Source organism: Ruegeria sp. YTSC106 (assembly GCF_059609765.1).
The window spans coordinates 25858-45048 of sequence record NZ_JBXWMI010000004.1; the positions used below are offsets into that span (position 1 = coordinate 25858).

At 57.8% G+C, this 19191-nt stretch carries 14 protein-coding genes and 1 riboswitch; of the genes, 4 read left to right on the forward strand and 10 right to left on the reverse strand.

All coding sequences use genetic code 11. The features are described from left to right. Positions 1 to 77 precede the first annotated feature (77 nt). From AC2FEB_RS06690 to AC2FEB_RS06705, 4 genes are all read right to left on the reverse strand, one after another. Complete coding sequence (locus AC2FEB_RS06690; RefSeq protein WP_496883920.1) at positions 78 to 2618, reverse strand: putative PEP-binding protein; 2541 nt, start codon at positions 2616 to 2618, stop codon at positions 78 to 80. An 89-nt stretch (positions 2619 to 2707) separates the two neighbouring features. Further along, positions 2708 to 4927: a glycine--tRNA ligase subunit beta gene (gene glyS, locus AC2FEB_RS06695; RefSeq protein WP_496675074.1), complete on the reverse strand. Its 2220-nt coding sequence runs from the start codon at positions 4925 to 4927 to the stop codon at positions 2708 to 2710. A gap of 9 nt (positions 4928 to 4936) precedes the next feature. Further along, the gene (gltS, locus tag AC2FEB_RS06700) at positions 4937 to 6145 is read right to left on the reverse strand and encodes a sodium/glutamate symporter (RefSeq protein WP_496883921.1); all 1209 of its coding nucleotides are present in this window, start codon (positions 6143 to 6145) and stop codon (positions 4937 to 4939) included. A gap of 8 nt (positions 6146 to 6153) precedes the next feature. Continuing rightward, entirely contained in the window at positions 6154 to 6675 is a 522-nt protein-coding gene (locus AC2FEB_RS06705) for a DUF6446 family protein (protein ID WP_299896108.1), read from the reverse strand. A gap of 78 nt (positions 6676 to 6753) precedes the next feature. On the opposite strand from AC2FEB_RS06705, the gene AC2FEB_RS06710 reads away from it, so the two are divergent. Beyond that, complete coding sequence (locus AC2FEB_RS06710) at positions 6754 to 7386, forward strand: MarC family protein (RefSeq protein WP_496675070.1); 633 nt, start codon at positions 6754 to 6756, stop codon at positions 7384 to 7386. An 8-nt stretch (positions 7387 to 7394) separates the two neighbouring features. On the opposite strand, the gene AC2FEB_RS06715 is transcribed toward AC2FEB_RS06710, so the two are convergent. After that, positions 7395 to 8324 (reverse strand): glycine--tRNA ligase subunit alpha, encoded by a 930-nt coding sequence (locus AC2FEB_RS06715; protein WP_117869338.1) that lies wholly within the window; start codon positions 8322 to 8324, stop codon positions 7395 to 7397. Between the two features lie 206 nt (positions 8325 to 8530). Between AC2FEB_RS06715 and AC2FEB_RS06720 the strand changes: the two genes are divergently transcribed. Beyond that, positions 8531 to 10270, forward strand: a complete 1740-nt coding sequence (locus AC2FEB_RS06720; RefSeq protein WP_496883922.1) for a serine protease — start codon at positions 8531 to 8533, stop codon at positions 10268 to 10270. 51 nt (positions 10271 to 10321) lie between these two features. On the opposite strand, the gene AC2FEB_RS06725 is transcribed toward AC2FEB_RS06720, so the two are convergent. Both AC2FEB_RS06725 and AC2FEB_RS06730 read right to left on the reverse strand, forming a co-directional pair. Further along, positions 10322 to 11896 (reverse strand): 5-guanidino-2-oxopentanoate decarboxylase, encoded by a 1575-nt coding sequence (locus AC2FEB_RS06725; protein ID WP_496675066.1) that lies wholly within the window; start codon positions 11894 to 11896, stop codon positions 10322 to 10324. Then, a complete protein-coding gene (locus AC2FEB_RS06730) occupies positions 11896 to 13344 on the reverse strand; it encodes a TrkH family potassium uptake protein (RefSeq protein ID WP_299644524.1) in 1449 nt (482 codons plus the stop codon). The genes AC2FEB_RS06725 and AC2FEB_RS06730 overlap by 1 nt, the downstream gene beginning before the upstream one ends. Positions 13345 to 13355: 11 nt before the next feature. Here AC2FEB_RS06730 and AC2FEB_RS06735 point away from each other — a divergent pair, with 11 nt between their 5' ends. Further along, entirely contained in the window at positions 13356 to 14111 is a 756-nt protein-coding gene (locus tag AC2FEB_RS06735; RefSeq protein WP_496675063.1) for a hypothetical protein, read from the forward strand. 340 nt (positions 14112 to 14451) lie between these two features. Here the strand turns inward: AC2FEB_RS06735 and folE2 are convergent, their stop codons facing one another. Both folE2 and metZ read right to left on the reverse strand, forming a co-directional pair. Beyond that, the gene (folE2, locus tag AC2FEB_RS06740) at positions 14452 to 15555 is read right to left on the reverse strand and encodes a GTP cyclohydrolase FolE2 (protein WP_496675061.1); all 1104 of its coding nucleotides are present in this window, start codon (positions 15553 to 15555) and stop codon (positions 14452 to 14454) included. A 231-nt stretch (positions 15556 to 15786) separates the two neighbouring features. Further along, on the reverse strand, positions 15787 to 16992 hold the full coding sequence (gene metZ, locus AC2FEB_RS06745; RefSeq protein WP_496675059.1) for an O-succinylhomoserine sulfhydrylase: 1206 nt from the start codon (positions 16990 to 16992) through the stop codon (positions 15787 to 15789). A 61-nt stretch (positions 16993 to 17053) separates the two neighbouring features. Beyond that, positions 17054 to 17131: riboswitch (SAM riboswitch) on the reverse strand. A 121-nt stretch (positions 17132 to 17252) separates the two neighbouring features. On the opposite strand from metZ, the gene AC2FEB_RS06750 reads away from it, so the two are divergent. Next, on the forward strand, positions 17253 to 17951 hold the full coding sequence (locus tag AC2FEB_RS06750; protein WP_496883923.1) for a glutathione S-transferase N-terminal domain-containing protein: 699 nt from the start codon (positions 17253 to 17255) through the stop codon (positions 17949 to 17951). 804 nt (positions 17952 to 18755) lie between these two features. Here AC2FEB_RS06750 and AC2FEB_RS06755 read toward each other — a convergent pair. After that, the gene (locus tag AC2FEB_RS06755; protein ID WP_496675057.1) at positions 18756 to 19127 is read right to left on the reverse strand and encodes an OB-fold nucleic acid binding domain-containing protein; all 372 of its coding nucleotides are present in this window, start codon (positions 19125 to 19127) and stop codon (positions 18756 to 18758) included. Between the last annotated feature and the right edge of the window lie 64 nt (positions 19128 to 19191).

Consider the following 19191-nt stretch of genomic DNA (forward strand, 5'->3'; position numbering starts at 1 on the left):
AATCTTGCCCGTAGCGAAGATAAATTTCGCCTACGAGTGTCCAGATAACCCACTAATCCTTGGGTTTTCAGGCCCTGTCAACCCCCAAGTCTGGAGGAAATCGCCAGTTGAGCGGCAGCCAGCCGAGCGACCGGAACCCGGAACGGAGAGCATGACACATAGTCGAACCCCAGATCGCGACAGATGGCGATTGATTCGGGGTTTCCGCCGTGTTCTCCGCAAACAGACAGGGTCACATCCGGTTTCGCAGCTCGTCCCCGCTCAGCTCCAAGCTTAAGCAGTTCCCCTACCCCATCCGGATCAAGAACGTGGAACGGATCTTCCCGAAACACTCCCTGCAGAACATACGCCGACATAAAGCGCCCAGCGTCGTCGCGGGACAGACCATAGGTCATCTGCGTCAGGTCATTTGTTCCGAAACTCATGAACGCGGTCTGCGGGGCAATCTCTTCTGCGCGCAGACAGGCGCGCGGGGTTTCGACCATCACACCCAGCCGATATTCAAACTCCTGCCCTCGTTCCGACGCTACCGCCGCCGCCACGGTATCAATGCGGGACTTGACCAGTTCGACCTCTCGTTTAGCGGATACCAGCGGTATCATCACTTCGGGCACGACGGGGGCACCATTCTTTCTGGCATCCAGCGTGGCTTCAAAGATCGCGCGCGCTTGCATGTCATAGATTTCAGGCACGGTCACACCCAGACGAACACCGCGCAGGCCCAGCATCGGATTGTATTCGGTCATCGCATCAACCCGACGCTCGACATCGGAAACCGGCAAATCCAGCGCCTCGGCCAATTCCCGTTGACCGCTGCGCGTGGTTGGCAGGAACTCGTGCAATGGAGGGTCGAACAGGCGAATGCAGACGGGCTGCCCTTCCATGATTCTGAACAGCTGAACAAAGTCCTCACGCTGCATCGGAAGCAAACGTTCCAGCACAGCCGCCCTGCCCGACGACGTTTGTGCAAAAATCATCTCGCGCATCACGATCAGGCGGCCGGGCTCAAAGAACATATGCTCTGTCCGGCACAAGCCGATCCCCTGCGCCTGAAAATTGCGCGCCGTTTGCGCATCGGCCGGTGTGTCGGCATTGGCGCGGATGTCAATATCACGCTCGGCATCGGCCCACGCCATCAATGTCTGAAAACAATCATCCAGCGCGGCTTCAAGCATGGCAGGCTGCCCCGCCAGCACCTGTCCAGAGCTGCCATCGATGGTCAGAACATCGCCAGTTTTGAAGACACGACCATCGGGCGCAGTTAGCATCTTCTGTTTTGTCTGGAACCGGATGTCAGAAGCGCCAACGATACAGGGCAGGCCAAGCCCACGACCAATCACGGCGGCATGGCTGGTCATCCCGCCTTTTTCAGTCAGAACCGCAACGGCAGCATGCATCCCGCGCACATCCTCGGGCGAGGTTTCGCGGCGAACCAAGACACAGGCCTCCCCGCGCGCGGCACTGGCCTGCGCTTCTGCAGATGTAAACACGATCTTTCCCGTTGAAGCGCCCGGGCTGGCACCGATGGCCGTCGTCAGCACATCACGCCGCGCTTCCGGATGGACCTGCCGGTGCAATAGTTCATTCAACGCGTGGGGGTCGACACGCATCACCGCCTCCTGCGGCGGTATGATCCCGTCTTCAGCCAGACGAACGGCAATTCGCATCGCCGCGCGCGAAGTTCTCTGAACCCGGACGCCATCCAGAATATGCACTTTGCCGTTTTGAATGACGAACTCGACCTGCATTTCTTCGCGCAGTTTTTTGCGCATCAACGCGGCTTGTTCCTTCAACTCGGCAAACGCTTTGGGTGCGACTTCTTCAAGCGACGGTCCACGCGGGTCTTTTTCAAGAAATAGTGCTGCCACATCTTCGCCCAGCGCATCCCGGCCCTGGCTCTGGCTCAGGTAACGCCCTGTGATCTGCGGCATTCCGGTGGTGGAGTCGACCAGTTGAAGCACACCTGACCCGCACTCACCTTGTCCGACCCCTGGGATCATCTCTTGAATGACAAGCCCAAGACCAGCATCTGCGGGGGCGCCTTTGGCCTGCCGCAACAGCCGTGCGGATGTCCCGTCCCATGCGCGGGCCATCGAGCGCAAAACCCCGATCAACTGCTCACCGCGGTCCTGCGGGAAGGCTTCGTCCGTTTCATCTTCGTATGCGCGCAAGGAATGGCGCAGACCTTCGCTGCCATCCATGTCGATGTCATCGAACACGTCCGCGTCTAGCCGCGCCACGTGGATCGCATAGCTTTGAACAAACCTGCGATACAGCGCTGCGGCGGCCTCTGCCCCCATGGTATCGGACAGGTCCACGTAGCGTGCATCATTCATACCAATATTCAGAACCGCACCGGGCCCACCCCAGTCGGGATCTTCGGAACTTGGTCGGACGCACAGCAATGTCGCCGGATCGAATTGCTCAAGGATCGCGTCAAGGTTCGGAACATCGCCTTCCGCAATCTGGTGGACTGCATCAAACGACAACGCGACGGTCCGGGGCACCGGCAGGTCCAGTCGAACCAGTCGTTGCAGACATTTGGCCCGCCCGCCATGCGTATGAGCCGTGACCGGAGCATCGGGTGTAATGAGCGTGGTATGCGGATTATTCTGCACTGCAGCACCTTTTGATTTGCGTGCAGCATAAGCGCTTGCGCCCTTCGTGCAAGGGCGTTGTGGGCACGCATCGCTGCGTGCCCGAGGTTTTAGCCTTCGATCCGCGACAGATCGGCCACGCTGGAACAAACCTGCCGAATCTGACTGAGCAGGTTTAGTCGGTTGCGGCGGACAACGTCATTGTCGGTGTTGACCTGAACGTCCTCAAAAAACCCATCCACAGGTCCGCGCAGCGCAGCCATGGCGGCCACAGCGGCTGGGAAGTCTTCGGACTTCAGAGCCACATCGATCTGCGACTGAGCCCTATCCAAAGCCGCAAAAACCGCCTTCTCGCTGTCGGTCTCGGCGAATTTCACATCTGCTCCGTAGGAGTATTCCACTCCGTCCTTTTCCTCGGCCTGGGTCAGGATGTTGTTGGCACGTTTGAACCCCTGCACGAGGTTTTCCCCATCCTCGGTCGCGATCACGGCATTCAGCGCGCGCGCTCGTTTGACCAGCAGATTGAGGTCGTCATTGCCATCCTTCGCAATACAGGCGTCGATGATGTCGTGGCGGATGCCCTCATCTCGGAGGAAGACCTTGAGCCGGTCGTGGAAGAAGGACAAAAGGTCATCGGACGTATCGGGAACCTTTTTCTCCAATCTCAGGAAGTCGCCGTTCGGCATCTTAGCCAGCTTTTCCTTGACCGCCTGGAAAGCCGCACCAAAGACGCCATGGTCCGCGATTTCACCCAACAACGCATTGATATCATCGGTCGCCAGCGCATCATTCGCGGCACTTTCTGCGCGCACCAGTTGGCTGTCAAAATATCGATCCAGCTTCAGACGCAGGTTGTTATTCAACACCAGGCGAATAATACCCAACGCCGCTCGACGCAGCGCGAACGGGTCTTTCGACCCGGTAGGTTTCTCATCAATCGCCCAGAACCCGGTCAGCGTATCCAGCTTGTCCGCCAGTGCCACGGTCACCGACAGCGGCGCGGTTGGCACGTCATCCGATGGGCCCAGCGGTGAATAGTGTTCCTGCGCCACAGCAGCCACGGCAGCGTCTTCGCCTGCCGCTTCGACATAGTAACGCCCCATGAGCCCCTGAAGTTCGGGGAATTCATAGACCATCTCGGAACTCAGATCGGCCTTGGCCAGACGCGCGGCTTTCTCGGCCTGATCCGGGTCGGCGCCCGTCACCGGCGCGAGTTCACGGGCCAGCGCCGCGATGCGATCAATCCGTTGGGCCTGGGTGCCCAGCTTGTTGTGGAAGGTCACGTTCTCCAGCGCACGGGTCCATTGGGTGATGTCCGACTTGGCAATGCGCAGGTCGTTCTCCCAGAAGAACTTGGCATCGGCCAGACGTGCCGACAACACCTTTTGGTTCCCCGCCAGTATGGTCGCGCCATTGTCAGCGGTTTCGCGGTTGGCGACGGTGATGAACCGTTCGATCCGACCTGTCTTGGTGTTGCGCACCGAGAAGAATTTCTGGTGCTCTTTCATCGAGGTCTGTAACACTTCGGGCGGCAGTTCCAGAAACTCGTCATCGATCTGGCCCATCAAAACCACGGGCCATTCGACCAGACCGGCCACTTCTGCCAACAGTCCCTTGTCTTCTACAATTTCCAGACCGGCGGCAAAAGCCATGTTCTGCGCATCATTCCAGATGTGCTCGGCGCGTTCATCCGGTGACAGAATCACGAATGCGCGTTTCAGCTTGGCGGCATAGTCCTCGAAAGACGTAACCGGGAACCGGTTGGGGGCCATGAAACGATGACCGGCTGTGGTGTCACCGGAACGGATGCCATCGACCTCCATCGGAACGACCTGCGCCCCGGCGTCATCGGTCAGGATGCACAGAATGGAATGCAACGGACGGACCCACCGCAGACTGCCACTGCCCCAACGCATGGATTTGGGCCATGGGAAATTGCGAATGGTGGCCTCCAGCACTTCGGCAATGATCTCGGCGGCCGGACGACCCGCCTTCTCGATGGTGGCGAAATAAACGGCGCCCTTGGGAGTCTCGCGCTCTTCCAATTGGTCGCGGGTCATGCCCGCGCCCCGCAGGAAACCCTCAATCGCTTTGTCCGGCGCGCCGACCTTGGGTCCTTTGCGCTCTTCCCGGATTGTCGGGCTTTGCGCCAGCAGACCTTCCACCGCCAATGTCAGACGGCGGGGTGTCGTCAGGGTGGCAGCGCTTGAATAAGTCAAGCCAGCCTCGACCAGACCATCGGCAATCCGCTTTTTCAGATCCTCACCTGCTCGCGCTTGCATCCGCGCAGGAATCTCTTCGGAAAACAGTTCGATCAGCAAGTCGGGCATTGTCGGTCCTTAGAAATTTACGATCGTCTGAATGACGATGGCATTTGCGATATCCACAAAGAAGGCGGATACAAGGGGCAGCACGATAAAGGCAATAGGCGAAGGCCCATATCGCTTGGTTACCGCGGTCATATTTGCAATCGCCGTGGGTGTGGCGCCCAGGGCAAATCCCCCGAAGCCCGCTGCCAGCACCGCCCCCCGATAGTTCGAGCCCATCAAGGGAAACAGAACCCAAATCACGAAAACGACCGTGAACAGAGTTTGCGCCGACATGATCACGGCAATTGCCATGCCCAATTCTGCGATGGTCCACAACTGCAGGCTCATCAATGACATTGCCAGAAAAGCACCAAGAGCGAATTCAGACAGCAATGCCAGTGACGGTGTACGCGCAACCGGCGGCGCCGACGGAGCGATGGCCGCTCGGACATTGGAGATCACGATGCCCATGATCAGACAGGGCACAAACAGCGGCAGTTTCAGCCCCGCTGCCGAAATCGCCTCGCCCAGCGCATAGCCCAGAATAATCGCAAGGTTCAGATGCAGCAGCACGCGCATAATGGTCATGTGGTCAATTTCGGTGGCCGCGGTCGTTTTTTCCGGCAGTCCGACCGTATGTTCTTCGTCAGGGCGGTCCGGCGACAGGCCTCGTGTTTCCACCAGAAGACGGGCGATGGGGCCACCCACCAGCGCTGCAAGCACCAGACCAAGCGTTGCCACAGCAACGCCAAGTTCGGTTGCACCGTCCAGACCCGTTGCGCCGGCCACTTCGGGTGCCCATGCGATTGCGGTTCCGTGTCCACCAATCAATGCGGCCGAACCGAACAGAACGCCAGCTTGCACCGGATAGCCAAACAAGGAAGCCCCCGCCGCGCCTATAACGTTCTGCGCAACGATCGTAAAAAGCGTCAAAATCAGCAGAATCACCAAAGGCTTACCACCGGCAATCAAGTCAGAAAGCCGCGCGTTCAATCCGATTCCGGCAAAGAACAGAACCAGCAGAGCGTCCCTGGTCTGCAACTCGAATGACAGCTCAACATTGGCAACGAGATAGAGAAGCAAGACCACGAGCGAGGCCAAAAGGCCGCCTGTGACCGGTTCAGGAATGTTGAACTGTCTAAGAACCGCGACTTTGCTGTTAATCCGGGCACCCATCAAATACACCGCAAATCCCAGAGTTGCAGTAATGAAGTCCGGGATCAAAACGGCGTCGGCCATGGTTTTCCTCAGTTATCAGGCTGTTTTGGGCACTCCTCACCCACTACCGTACCGTCATAGGCTTTTTCACCGCAATTGTTCAACGCGTGCCAGACATACCCCTTGCCGTCCTTGGCAACCGCCACAATCCGGTCGACGCCGAAATGGATGTTTTTCACACCCAAGAACGCCTGAGCCTGACCTGATTTCAGCGCATCGCCTAGCGACACGGCGTCGTAACAGTCAAACCAACCCGGCGCGGTCAATGGTTCGGGGTTTTCGACAGGAATAAATCCGGCCATCTGATCCGGTTTTAGATCCGTTTCAAAACAGCCGCGGTAGCGGATCGGAGAACTGTCTGCGTCGATCGCCTGAAACTCTGAATAGGGGATCGGGACGGGCGTATCGCCTTCTTCCGTCATCAGGACCACGTCCTGACCGGGTTGCGCTTCGACCTCATAGTAGAAACCGTAGATCTGCAAATAATACATTCCGGCCCCGGCGACCAGGGCCGACAGCAACAGGACAATTGCCAGCAGTTTTCCCGTCATCTCTTAAACCGCCTCTTTCAAGTTCTTGTAAAATAGGACAGGTTTCATCCGAGTACAGGCATTAATGAGGTCAACACCATGGATTCCACGCTTGCTGTCGGTTTTTTCGGCGCATTGTTTGCGATCATGAACCCGGTTACCAACCTGCCGGTGTTTCTGAGCGTCACTCAGGACCTGCCTGCCGCCGACCAGCGCAAGATTGCGGTGAAGACGGTTATCTATTGCCTGATCCTTGGTGGTGCCTTTGCGCTGGTTGGAAGTCAAGCACTTGGCCTTTTTGGCATCAGCGTCAATCACCTGCGCGTCGCCGGTGGCCTGGTCGTCATGATGATCGGCCTCAACATGCTGAACGGAAACGAAAGCACCTCTCACCACGGAACGAAGGGAGAGAAGGAGGCTTACCCCGAACCAGACACTGTGGCCTTTTACCCGCTGGCCTTTCCTATCCTGGTGGGCCCCGGCACGATAACCACCCTGATCCTGTATGCACATCAGGTCCAAACTCCGGTCGAAGCCTTTGTTTATGCAGGAGTATTCCTCACCATAGTTGGCCTGCTTCTGATCACGTTCTGGAACGCCGCGTGGCTGGCTGAACGATTGTCCAGCAACGCGCGCGTGATCATGAGCCGCTTCATGGGCATGATCCTTGCCGCCATTGCCGTCAGCATGATCGCAGACGGACTCAAAGCACTTTTGCCCGGATTGGCCTGATTGCCTCATCAGGCCTGAAACCCGGCGGCCTCGGTCTGCACGAATGCATCCGCACATTGTTTGGCCAGCGCCCGAACTCGCCCGATATAGGCCTGCCGTTCTGTCACTGAGATTACCCCGCGCGCGTCCAGCAGGTTGAAGATGTGACTCGCCTTGATGCATTGATCATAGGCGGGATGCGCCATGATGATGCGTTTGCCAGTCTTGGGGTCCACATCCTCCTGCGCCAGAATGGCGGCGCACTCGACTTCGGCCTCTTCGAAGTGGCGCAGCAGGACCTCGGTGTTCGCGACATCGAAGTTCCAGCGGGCGTATTCCTCTTCAGTCTGCTTGAAGATATCGCCGTATGTCAAAGGGCTGGGCGACTGGGGATCGTTGAACGGCATGTCCATCACGTGATCAATGCCCAGAACATACATGGCCAGACGCTCAAGCCCATAGGTCAGTTCGCCTGATACCGGTGCGCAGTCATGTCCGCCGACCTGTTGAAAATAGGTGAACTGGCTTACTTCCATTCCGTCACACCAGACTTCCCAACCCAGGCCCCACGCGCCGAGTGTTGGGCTTTCCCAGTCATCTTCGACGAACCGGATGTCATGCAGATCCATATCGATACCGATGGCTTGCAGGCTCCCCAGATACAGTTCCTGCAAATCCGGTGGGCTGGGTTTGATCAGTACCTGATACTGATAGTAGTGCTGCAACCGGTTCGGGTTCTCACCGTAACGCCCATCCGTCGGGCGGCGCGACGGTTGAACGTAAGCCGCGGCCCAAGCCTTGGACCCCAGCGCGCGCAGGGTCGTCGCGGGATGGAACGTTCCGGCCCCAACTTCCATGTCATAGGGCTGCAGAATCGCACAGCCTTTTGACGCCCAATAGGTCTGAAGCCGCAGGATGATCTCCTGAAATGAACGCGGTGCGCTGGTCGGTTCGGTCATGACATTCCCTCTGGGCGCCTTTACGCCCGGTTCCGGTCGGTTTTGCCCTTCCTATGCAAGGGGCCAAGGGGCGTCAACGGGGCTTGGGGCCAAGCCTGTATCTGCAGGGCCACACAGCAAATTCCCCGCATTCATGGCATGGCGTTTCGCAAGTGAATTCGCGTATTCTGTGCCAAAGCACGAACACTGCATAAAACGGGCAGACTATGACACGCGTAATTTCAATAATCCTATTGTTTCTTCTGGTCGGCCTGCGCGCCGCAACCGCGCAACAAGATCCCGGCGTCTGGGTCCAGATCGAGGCTCAGCCCTCGCTGAGCAAAGCACAAGAGCGGGCACAGGCCTATGCCGGCGCGTTACCGGACGTGAACGGATTTCGTCTGAACAGCGGCTGGTATGCAATCGTGATCGGCCCTTATGCACGCACTGACGCCGAACAGGTATTGCGCGTTTATCAGACCGAGGGCCAGATCCCGCGCGACAGCTACATCACATTTTCCAGTGCGATGGGACAACAGTTCTGGCCCGTCGGAGCAAATGTACTGAACCGTGGCACCGTCGCGGCACCAATTGAACCGGCGGCGCAACTGGAAGAAGCCCCGGCAGTGGTCACGCCTCAGAATTCGGATGAAAACCGCGCACAGGCGCTTCAGTCCGAACGTCTGCTGACCGCGCAGGAACGCAAAGATCTGCAAACGGCTCTGCGCGCGGCCGGGTTTTACAACTCGACCATTGATGGTGCGTTCGGGCAAGGCACCCGCCGCTCGATGAGCGATTGGCAGCGCTATAACGGGTTTGATGCAACGGGGGTGCTGACCACTTTGCAGCGCAAGGCCCTGATGGATGAATACAACGCGCCGCTAATCTCTGTCGGAATGGAGCGGTATTCCGACAACAAGGTCGGGATTGTGCTCGACATGCCTCTGGGCGCTCTGAGCCTTGATCGTTATGAAGCCCCGTTCGCACATTTCAAAAGCATCTCTGACCTGAACGCCAAGGCGCTCCTGATCAGCCAGGAGGGAGACAAGAACACGCTCCGCGCCCTTTACGAGGTGATGCAATCGCTTGAGATCGTTCCGCTGAATGGCCCTCGTGAGCTGGGCCGCGACCGGTTTACCCTTGTAGGGCGCGGCAACGGCATAGTGTCCTTTACGCAAGCGCAATTGGCGGATGGAAAAATCAAGGGTTTCACCCTTGTCTGGCCCGAAGGAGACGAGGCACGTCGCCTGCGAGTTCTGTCAGCGATGAAGTCCAGCTTCAGCACAACGGATGCGGTTCTGGATGCCGCCGCCGGTGCATCCGCAGAACAGCGCATTGATCTGGTGTCGGGCCTTCAGGTCCGCAAGCCCCGACTGACACGTTCTGGTTTCTTCGCGGATGAGAATGGGACAGTACTGACGGTTTCTGAGGCCGCAGACAGGTGCACGCGGATCACGCTGGATGGTGATCAGGAGGTTCAACTGGCCCTGACAGACCCTGAACTTGGCGTTTCAGTCCTGCGTCCTGCAAAGACACTCGCCCCCATGAGCGTCGCCGCATTCAGTGCCGCCATTCCGCGTATCAAGTCGGAGGTGGCCGTGTCCGGCTATTCCTATGAGGGCGCATTAGGCGGCCCTTCTCTGACCTTCGGGCAGGTCGCTGACGTTCGTGGGCTGAAAGGTGAGGCGGGCGTCAAGCGTCTGGCGTTGAACGCCCAACCCGGCGACGCAGGCGGCCCCGTTTTCAATGACAGCGGCAACGTCGTCGGAATGCTGTTGCCCACACCGTCCGAAGGGCGCACCCTGCCCGCTTCGGTCAGCCTTGCGGCCACCGTTGATCGGTTGACTGAAATTCTGGCAGAGGCCGGAGTGGCCGGTCAGTCGAGCGAGGAAACCACACGGATCTCGCCCAATGAGTTGAACCGGCGCGCAACCGGGATGACGGTTCTGGTTCGCTGCTGGGATTGATCCGACAGCACATCAACAAAAAGCGCCGCAGGAAAGTGCGGCGCTTTTTCGTTACAGAATGTCAGGTGTCACGTGGATCAAGGTTGGCACAGGCGCATCGAATGCGGCTCGGACTGCACTTTGCATCTCTGCCACATTCGAAGGTGCTGAAGAGCGCGCACCGAAGGCTTGGGCGAGTTTGCAGAAATCAGGATTGTGGGCCATGACCGCATTGGGGGCGATCTGACTGCGCACCATACTGTCCTCGATTTCTTTCAGTTTGCCGTTGTCCCATAGAATGATCGGCAGCGACAAACCCAGTTCAACCGCCACGCCCAGTTCCTGCATCGTGTAATGGAACCCGTAATCCCCGGCGATAACGGCCGTGGGTTTGCGGCGTCGGGCAACCGCCCCGCCAATACCGGCGGGCAACCCATAGCCAAGAGTGCCAAACCCCGTCGGATGATGCCAGTGATGAGGATAGGCCATGTCCCATACCTCTTTTGCTACGTAAGCAAATTGCGTCATGTCCGAATAGATCATGGTGTCGGCCGGCATGGCCGCGCGCAGGGCGTCTGCAATCGGCACGATTCCCGGCCGCTCGGCATCCACCTCAGCACGCCAGCGGGCGCGCATGTCGGCCACTTCCTCGGCTGACCAGCCCGTTGCTGGTTTCATGTCCTGGGTTGCGTGCCACAGGGCGCGGGCAAAGCTCTGGCTGTCGACTTGCAGCTTGATGGCGGCGCGGCGACGATCAGACAGAACCTCGGGGTCGAGATCAACGCGTATCAAGGTCGCCTTGTGCCCCAACTCATGCCGCCACAAATCGACCTCGCCCAGCTCGGCCCCTACCGCGATCACCAGATCAGCCGATGCTATCACCTCGGCACTGCTAGGACGCGGCAACATGGACCCGAAATCCAGCGGATAATTTGCGCCCGACAGCCCACGTCCGGCATAGGTGGTAAAGCACGCCGCCCCCAGCTGCGTCAGAATCTGCCGCCATTCATTGGATTTGCAGCCCCCACCCAGAATGAACAGCGGCCTGCGGGCCAGGTTCAACATGGACACAACCGATGACACGTCAGGCGGCAACGCTTTGGTGCGCAGCGCGGGCTGGTTGGGGAACGGCGCCGGGTCGGCCTCGGCCTCCAACTGTGCGATGGGCACCTGAATGTGCTTGGGTCGCGGGCGCAAAAGCTCGAATTCTTCAAACGCCCGTTCTATCAGCCCATAGGCAGCTTCGGCGGAATCGGCCTGTAGAGACCAATCCGCAACCGTACTGGCCGCGGCACGTTGATCTTTCATCTGGTGCAACTGGCCCCGGACGGCCTGTGTTTCATTCAGACAGGAGGACAGAATCAGCATCGGAACCGAGTCGCTGTAGGCCTGTCCGATCGGGGTCATGATGTTGCACAAACCGGGACCGGTGATCACATAGGCGACGCCGGGCTGGCCGGTCGCACGCGCGTAACCGTCAGCCATAAAGCCAGCCCCCTGCTCGTGCCGGGCCAGAACATGCGTGATTCCGGCCTCTTCGATACCGCGATACATTTCCTGATTGTGGACACCGGGAATGCCGAAAATCACATCCACACCACGATCCTTGAGCATATGCGAGATTTGCGCGCCAAGGGGTCTTTTCATCAGCCTCTCCAGAATTGAACGGTGAAGATCGCGTATACGGCCAAAAGCTCGAGCCGCCCGACCAGCATTCCGGTTGTCAGCAGCCATTTGGCCGTATCGTTGAGACCTGCAAAATTACCCGCAGGTCCGATCTGATCGCCAAGACCCGGGCCAACGTTGGCCAGCGCTGTCGCGGCCCCGGACACGGAAGTAATGAAGTCCAGACCTGTCAGTGCCAACGCCCAGGACAACACGCCCATCGACAGAACGAAGAACATGAAAAAACTCATCACCGAGGTCAGAACGTCCCGTCCGACCGGCCTTCCATCATAGAGCGGCATGAACACGCCATGAGGGGACCTGATCCGTTTGATCTGGCTTTTGATCGAGGCAAACAGCAACTGATACCGGAAAACCTTGATCGAACACGCCGTCGACCCCGCGCATCCACCGATCAATCCGATCAGGAAAAACAACATGATCGGAAAGCTGCCCCACCCCATGTAATCGACACTGGCATATCCTGTCCCCGAGATGATCGAGGTGATATTGAACAACGACTCGCGGAACGCCTGTTCCCAGTGGTGGGGAAAGACCGAGGTCAGAAAGACTGACATGATGACAACCAGAACCAGAATGGTCGCCAGAAATGCCCGTATTTGACTGTCTTTCCATAAGGACGCCGTATGACCATTGGCCAATTGGACATAGCGCACAAAGGGAAGAGCCGCCAAAATCATGAAGACGGATGCAGCATATTCGGCCGGGCCTGAAAATGTTCCAAACGAGGCATCATAGTTCGAAAAACCGCCGGTAGACATCGTCGTGAACGCGTGCACCAACGCGTCAAAAAAACTCATCCCTAACCCGGCATAGACCAGCACGCATACAAGAGTCAGAAAGACGTAGATCAGGGAAATCTGTCCCGCAATCTCTTGCGCGCGTGGCAGGATTTTTCCCATGGTTTCAAATCCTTCCGATCGGAAGATTTGCATGCCACCAACCCGCAATTCCGGCAGGAACACCATGGCGACAACGATGATACCGATACCCCCCAGCCATTGCAGGATACCCCGCCACAACAAAAGCCCCTGCGGCAGCGTGTCCAACCCTGATATCACGGTCGAACCTGTCGTCGTCAGTCCTGACATCGCCTCGAAATACGCATCGACAAAGCGCAGCTCGGTTTCACCGAACAGAAACGGAATTGCACCGAAGACGGGCAGCGCAACCCAGACCCCTGTTGTCAACAGAAAGGTTTGCCGAATGGTCAACCCCTCGCCCACGCCATTCGAACAACTCATCGCCAGAACGGATCCGGTCAGCATCGTGATGATCGCGCTTTCCAGGAAGACATTCCATTCGCCGCGACCCTCGATGATGTCCGCAAGCATAGGAAACAGCATGGTCGCCCCAAGAATGGCGACCAGCAAGCCAATCACATATCCGACCGGGCGAAGATCCATCATAACGCGCAGCGTTGGCGCGCCAGCCCGACCGTGTCAAGCAGATGATCCCGGATTACGCGTCTGTTTTGGTATCTGCCCCCGGCATCGCGGGTGGATTCGACGGCGACCGGGTTTTGCGCGCCTGCGGTTTTGATTGCTCTACCGCTGCCGCGGGTTTTGGCTGCGTAGCAGAAGGCGCTTGCTTCGGAGATGTTGCCTTGGGCGTACGGGGCGCGGGTTTTGCTCGGGTCGATTCGGTTTTTTCAAGCGTCTTAGCAGCTTTGGACCGTGCGGAGGGCGCCTTGGTCGCGGAATCCGCAGGTCGGGCCCGAGGTTTTTTCACCGGGGCTGCTGCACCCGAGGAAGACGCGGCGGGGGTCGAGTTCCGTGCAACCGGCTTAACGTTATTGGCACCAGATACAGCCGGTTTCGTTTCTGTTTTTGGCTGCGGTGCCGGTTTTGGTGCTGGTTTGGCTTTCACTGCAGTTTCAACCCTAGGGGTGGCGGCGGCGCGTGGCTTCGCGGAAAACTCTGCAGGTTTGGGTTTGGGTTCGGGTTTCGGTGTAACCGCAACAACCTTCTTTACCGGTTTCTTCGCAACAGCGGTCTTTTGGGCCGCTGAATTTGACACGCGCGGTGCGGTAGCATTGGCCTTGACCGTCGTCTTTTTAACCGGTTTTGCAGGAGCTGATGCAGCCGAGTGCAGTGCTTGCACAGGTGCCATGGGCAGTTCAAACGCAGAACGAGCCACAATTTGCATGATCTTTATCTGGTTGACCATTGCATAGCCTGCCATGCGAATTGCCGCAGCTTGAAACTCCAGCGGTTGGGTAATCGGATTCATTACATGTTTCTCCTGTAAAAACGATGCAGCCCGAGATTTGTGACTAAAGTGCCTTGTCCGCTTCGATTTCTCGAGCGACGGTTTCGGTCTTGCAGTCCAAGGCGTCTCACGTCTCGGCCTCCTTTCAGGGCCGTTCACCATTCAATTGGCATACAACGGCTGCTGCATTCCCTATGGACATACAACAAAAAACCGCGCAGATGCAGCATTTTTGCTGCATTGCGGCAAAGGAGCGCCTACAGATGAAATCTCTGATTAAATTCTAACCGCTTACGCAGGTGTATTCACCCAACGTGAAACAGGGTGGTGAACAGTCTTGGATCCAAGCTGGATGCCGCAAAGGTTGCTCCTTCGGTCAGAATCGACACGGCGTCGTGGCTGTGCAGGCTTTCCTGATGGCTGGCGACAACCCGGAAATCACCGACGTGATGATCTGCCAGCAATTCAGCGCAGAACAAGCGCGCCGCATCTTCGACAAAAATCGGATTGGCGGCGTTTAGCTCGGCAAAAGCCTGTTCATCTTCACGTTTGACCATGACCTGCGTTTCGGTCGGAACCGCGCGTCGGCATAGCTCGATCAGGTCTTCAAACCACAGACAATCGGCGTCGCAATCGACGACCACGGAAATCCGCGCGACAGAACGTTGCGAATGCGGTGTCGCCAATTGTCCCCGCGTGGAACGGGCATGTTCACTCAGTTCCAAAGAGCACGGGCAGGTTGAGGAATAGACATAGTCCAGATGCATGATCTTCTGGCGCACACCGTTGGATTCCACCAGTTCCAGAGCGATGTCGTAATACTGGTACCCTTCCAGACCCGATCTCAGACTCTTGATCTTGTCCGGGTAGGAAAACCGCATTTGGATACGGGCATCGAAACTGTCCAGATCGGTCATGTAGTCGTCAAGCGCCGCCTCCATCACTTCGAAACTGAATGTGCGCTCAGCATGTTTGTAGAATGACCGCATGATCCGGGACATGTTGATGCCCTTTTTCTCGGCCTCAAGGCTGACGGTACCGGTGATTGACGTCTCAAGCGTCAGGTCTTCACCCTCTTTCCGATGAAATCGGATCGGCAGGCGGAAATTCGAGATGCCGACATGCTGGATCTGCTGCTTGGCACCGCGGATCAGGCTGGACGGACCGTTTTGCAAATCAGGCAATGTCGCGCGGTAATCCGCGTCAACTGAGAAACCATCCGGGTACTCGCGCGAGAGCGAAGGATAGTTCACCGCAGTCATGCTGGGCACCAGCCGCGCAATAGCCGGATCCAGTTGGCTGATCTCGGATGCCGTCGCAGATTCCGCCCATTGCCGCAGAACCTTCAGAGCCTCGGCAGCTTTTTCCTGATCCGGAGTATCATCAATGTCGCGCGGGTGAACGTTCATCGGCTGCGGTTCCTCGAATGGTCGGCAGAATATATACGGCTGCAGGTCACTTACCAGTTTAACCCATTACGCAGGAAATAGCAGTCCGGATTGAAAAAACCGGCGCAAAACCGTCATTTTGCAACGAATTACGCCTTTCGCAGACGCAAAGGTCAGGCCTCAACCGTGAATACCACCCGAAAAGACGCCGCGTTCACAGACAACGCGACGCCCAAAGCGGTAAGAGGCTTTTCACTGTGCTCCAGTTTGTTTCTGCGAAGCCTCCAATGCCTGCTGGATGTCCGCCAGCAAGTCCCCGGCGTCTTCCAGGCCAACTGAAAAACGGATCAGGCCCGGCGTTATGCCCAGCTCATCTTTTTGTGCATCACTCAGACGCTGGTGGGTGGTGGTCGCCGGGTGCGTCGCGATCGACTTGGCATCGCCCAGGTTGTTGGAGATCACAGGAATGGTCATCGCATTCAGGAAAGCAAAAGCCGCGTCCTTGCCACCCTTAATATCCAGAGACAACACGGTTCCGCCCTTTCCGCCAAGTTGCGATTGAACCAGAGCATTTTGCGCGTGGGTCTTCAAACCAGGGTAAAGGGTACGCAACAGCGCGGTATGCCCTTCAAGCGCCTCCGCGATCCTTTGCGCGCTGTCGGCCTGCGCATTGACGCGCAGCGCCATGGTTTCTAGACCTTTGAGCATGACCCAGGCGTTGAACGGGCTGAGCGCGCCGCCGGTATGCTTCAGATACGGCTCAACGGTTCCGCGGATGAAGTCCCTAGTGCCGATGATGACGCCGCCCAGCGCACGGCCCTGCCCGTCAATGTGCTTGGTTGCCGAATAAACGACCACATCCGCGCCCTGTTCTATCGCGCGCGAGAAGACGGGCGTCGAGAACACATTGTCCACCACCACAATGGCGCCGACTGCATGGGCCAGCTCGGACACGGATGCGATGTCGATCACTTCAAGAGTTGGGTTCGACATGGACTCGAAGAAGACCGCCTTGGTGTCCGGGCGGATCGCTGCCTGCCATTGCTCCAGATCGGTGCCGTCCACAAAGGTCACTTCGACGCCAAAACGGGTCAGGATGTTCTCAAGAATGTACAGGCAGGACCCGAACAGAGCCTTTGCTGAAACAACATGGTCCCCGGTCTTCAACATCGAGGTCAGCGCACCGTTGACCGCCGCCATGCCCGAGGCCGTCGCGAACGCATCCTCGCCACCTTCAAGTGCCGCTATACGCTGTTCGAACATAGATACGGTCGGATTGCCATAGCGGGCATAGATGAACTCATCGGGGCCGCATTCCAGAAACCGGGCTTCGGCCTGTTCGGCGCTTTCGTAGACAAAGCCCTGCGTCAGGAAAATCGCCTCGCTCACCTCATTGTACTGACTGCGGCGGATACCGCCATGGACGGCTTGTGTGCGCTTGTTCCAGTTCTCGCTCATCTCATTCCTTTCAGCCTCTGGCGGAGGCAAACAAAAAACCCCAGACGCGGCCAAGCGAAAGGGGTCTTTCATCCTGACCTTTTAGCGGTGTTGTTTAGCGTGGCCCGCAATCCGGTAACAAATCGCCACGTAGCTCTGGGATGGCAATACGCCTCGGGCGGTTTGCGGTCAAGCCCGGCTTGCATTCGGTCACGCTTTCGTAAGCGGCACTTGCCGAGCCGGCAGAAACCCGCATGATCCCCCCAACACCTGGAGAACACATGGCTGACCCGATTGATCTGTATTTCTGGCCCACACCGAACGGCTGGAAAGTGTCCATCGCTCTGGAAGAGATGGAGCTGCCCTACAACACTCATCTGATCGATATCGGAAAGGGTGATCAGTTCGACCCCCGATTCCTGAAGATCACCCCGAACAACCGGATGCCAGCAATCGTGGATCCAGACGGGCCAGATGGTGCACCGATCTCGGTTTTTGAAAGCGGCGCAATCCTGATGTATCTGGCCCGCAAGACCGGGCGGTTCTATGGAAAGACCGAGCGTGATCGGATCGCCGTCGAAGAATGGCTGATGTGGCAGATGGGCGGCGTTGGTCCGATGGCCGGTCAGGCGCATCACTTCCTGAAATACGCCCCTCGGCTGAGCCCCCCACAGGACCTGCCCTACGCCAAAGACCGTTACCGGGCCGAGGTCGGTCGTCTTTACGGGGTACTCGACAGACGGCTGGCCGAGAACGAATACGTTGCAGGAGACTTCTATTCGATTGCCGACATGTCGATCTGGGGCTGGGCCAGCCTGTGGGAAGGGCAGCAGCAAGTGCTGGAGGACAAACCCCACTTTGCGCGCTGGCTGAAGGCCGTCGGCGCCCGCCCCGGCGTTCAGGCCGGGCGCGCTCTGCACGCAGATCTACGTGGAGACAATCGCGACAAGCAGGCGCAGGAGGTCTTGTTCAAACGATGACTGCGTTGAAAACCCGTTTGGATTGACGCTGATCATCGACCCTGGCTGCCTTGGCCGCGGCAGGATCGGCTAGCGAAACTTGAATTCGGGTTCCGCAGGGAAAGACATCAGTCTATTCCTCCAAACCCCACTGCGCAACGCGGCAGTATTTCTGTGGTCAACGCGCATCCGGGGCGTCAGGACAAAAGCCGCTTGCGTTTTCCTTACCGCGTTTGTCCCAACTGGTTCTGCGGGTCGCTCATTCGTATCGAAAGAAAGGCCACCCGGCACCTTCGAGCGCGCCGAACGAAAGTTGGGAACCGAGTGCATTTTTTCACCGGTTTCTTCCACCAAACGTGTCATCTCATTGCGCTTTAGATGTTGCAATTCCGAGAGGTATTTTTGGGTGTTCCCAAGATGTCTGTGCTCGAAAGAATGGGCACTCAATGCTTCTTCGATCATTCTGGCGGTATGCACATATCCCTTTGAGCGTGTAAGCGCCAAGAGCTCCCCGAGGCGACTGGTTATCTGGCTCTCATCCAGCTGGACGTTTTTTTCGAAAGATCCATGTTGTGTTACGTTGGGCATCTGAACCGACTCTGAGATGATGTGAGTAGCGTGCAATCGCGCCTGCATTCTGACACAGGCGACGCATAGATTTGCCTGCCATTACTCACGCGGCATCAAAGAGTCGACCAACCAGCGCCAAAGTGGCAAAAAATCGCCTCTGTTCCGCCGGTGCATCAGTGGGCAACCAGGCGAGCACAGGTCTTGGTGCGCGCAAGGCGGCAACGCAGACGTCGGCTTTTGCCCGTGAAAGCTGGCCTACCCCTCGCCCCGCACCAGCACATCCAACATCCCCGAAATATCCTCGATCTCTTCCGCAATCACATGGGTCACTGAATGCGCCCGCTGCATACGGCCTGTCACTTTCAGCAACCGCCCCGAAATCACCGCACGGCGGAACTGTTCGTAGATTTTGCGCCAGACCACCACATTCACGATCCCGGTCTCATCTTCAAGCGTCAGAAAGATCACGCCCTTGGCCGTCCCCGGCCTCTGCCGCAGGATCACCAGCCCGGCCACAGCCACGCGCGCACCCTCGGACGGGGAATCCAGTTGGTTGGAAGGCAGACAAGACGGCGGGCGCGGCCAATCACGGTTTGAAGCCACAAGGCGAATGGGTGTAACAAGCATGAGAACAAAAATAGAACAAATAGCAAGAAAGTCCAGACACGGCGCACTGAGTCGCAAATGAGGC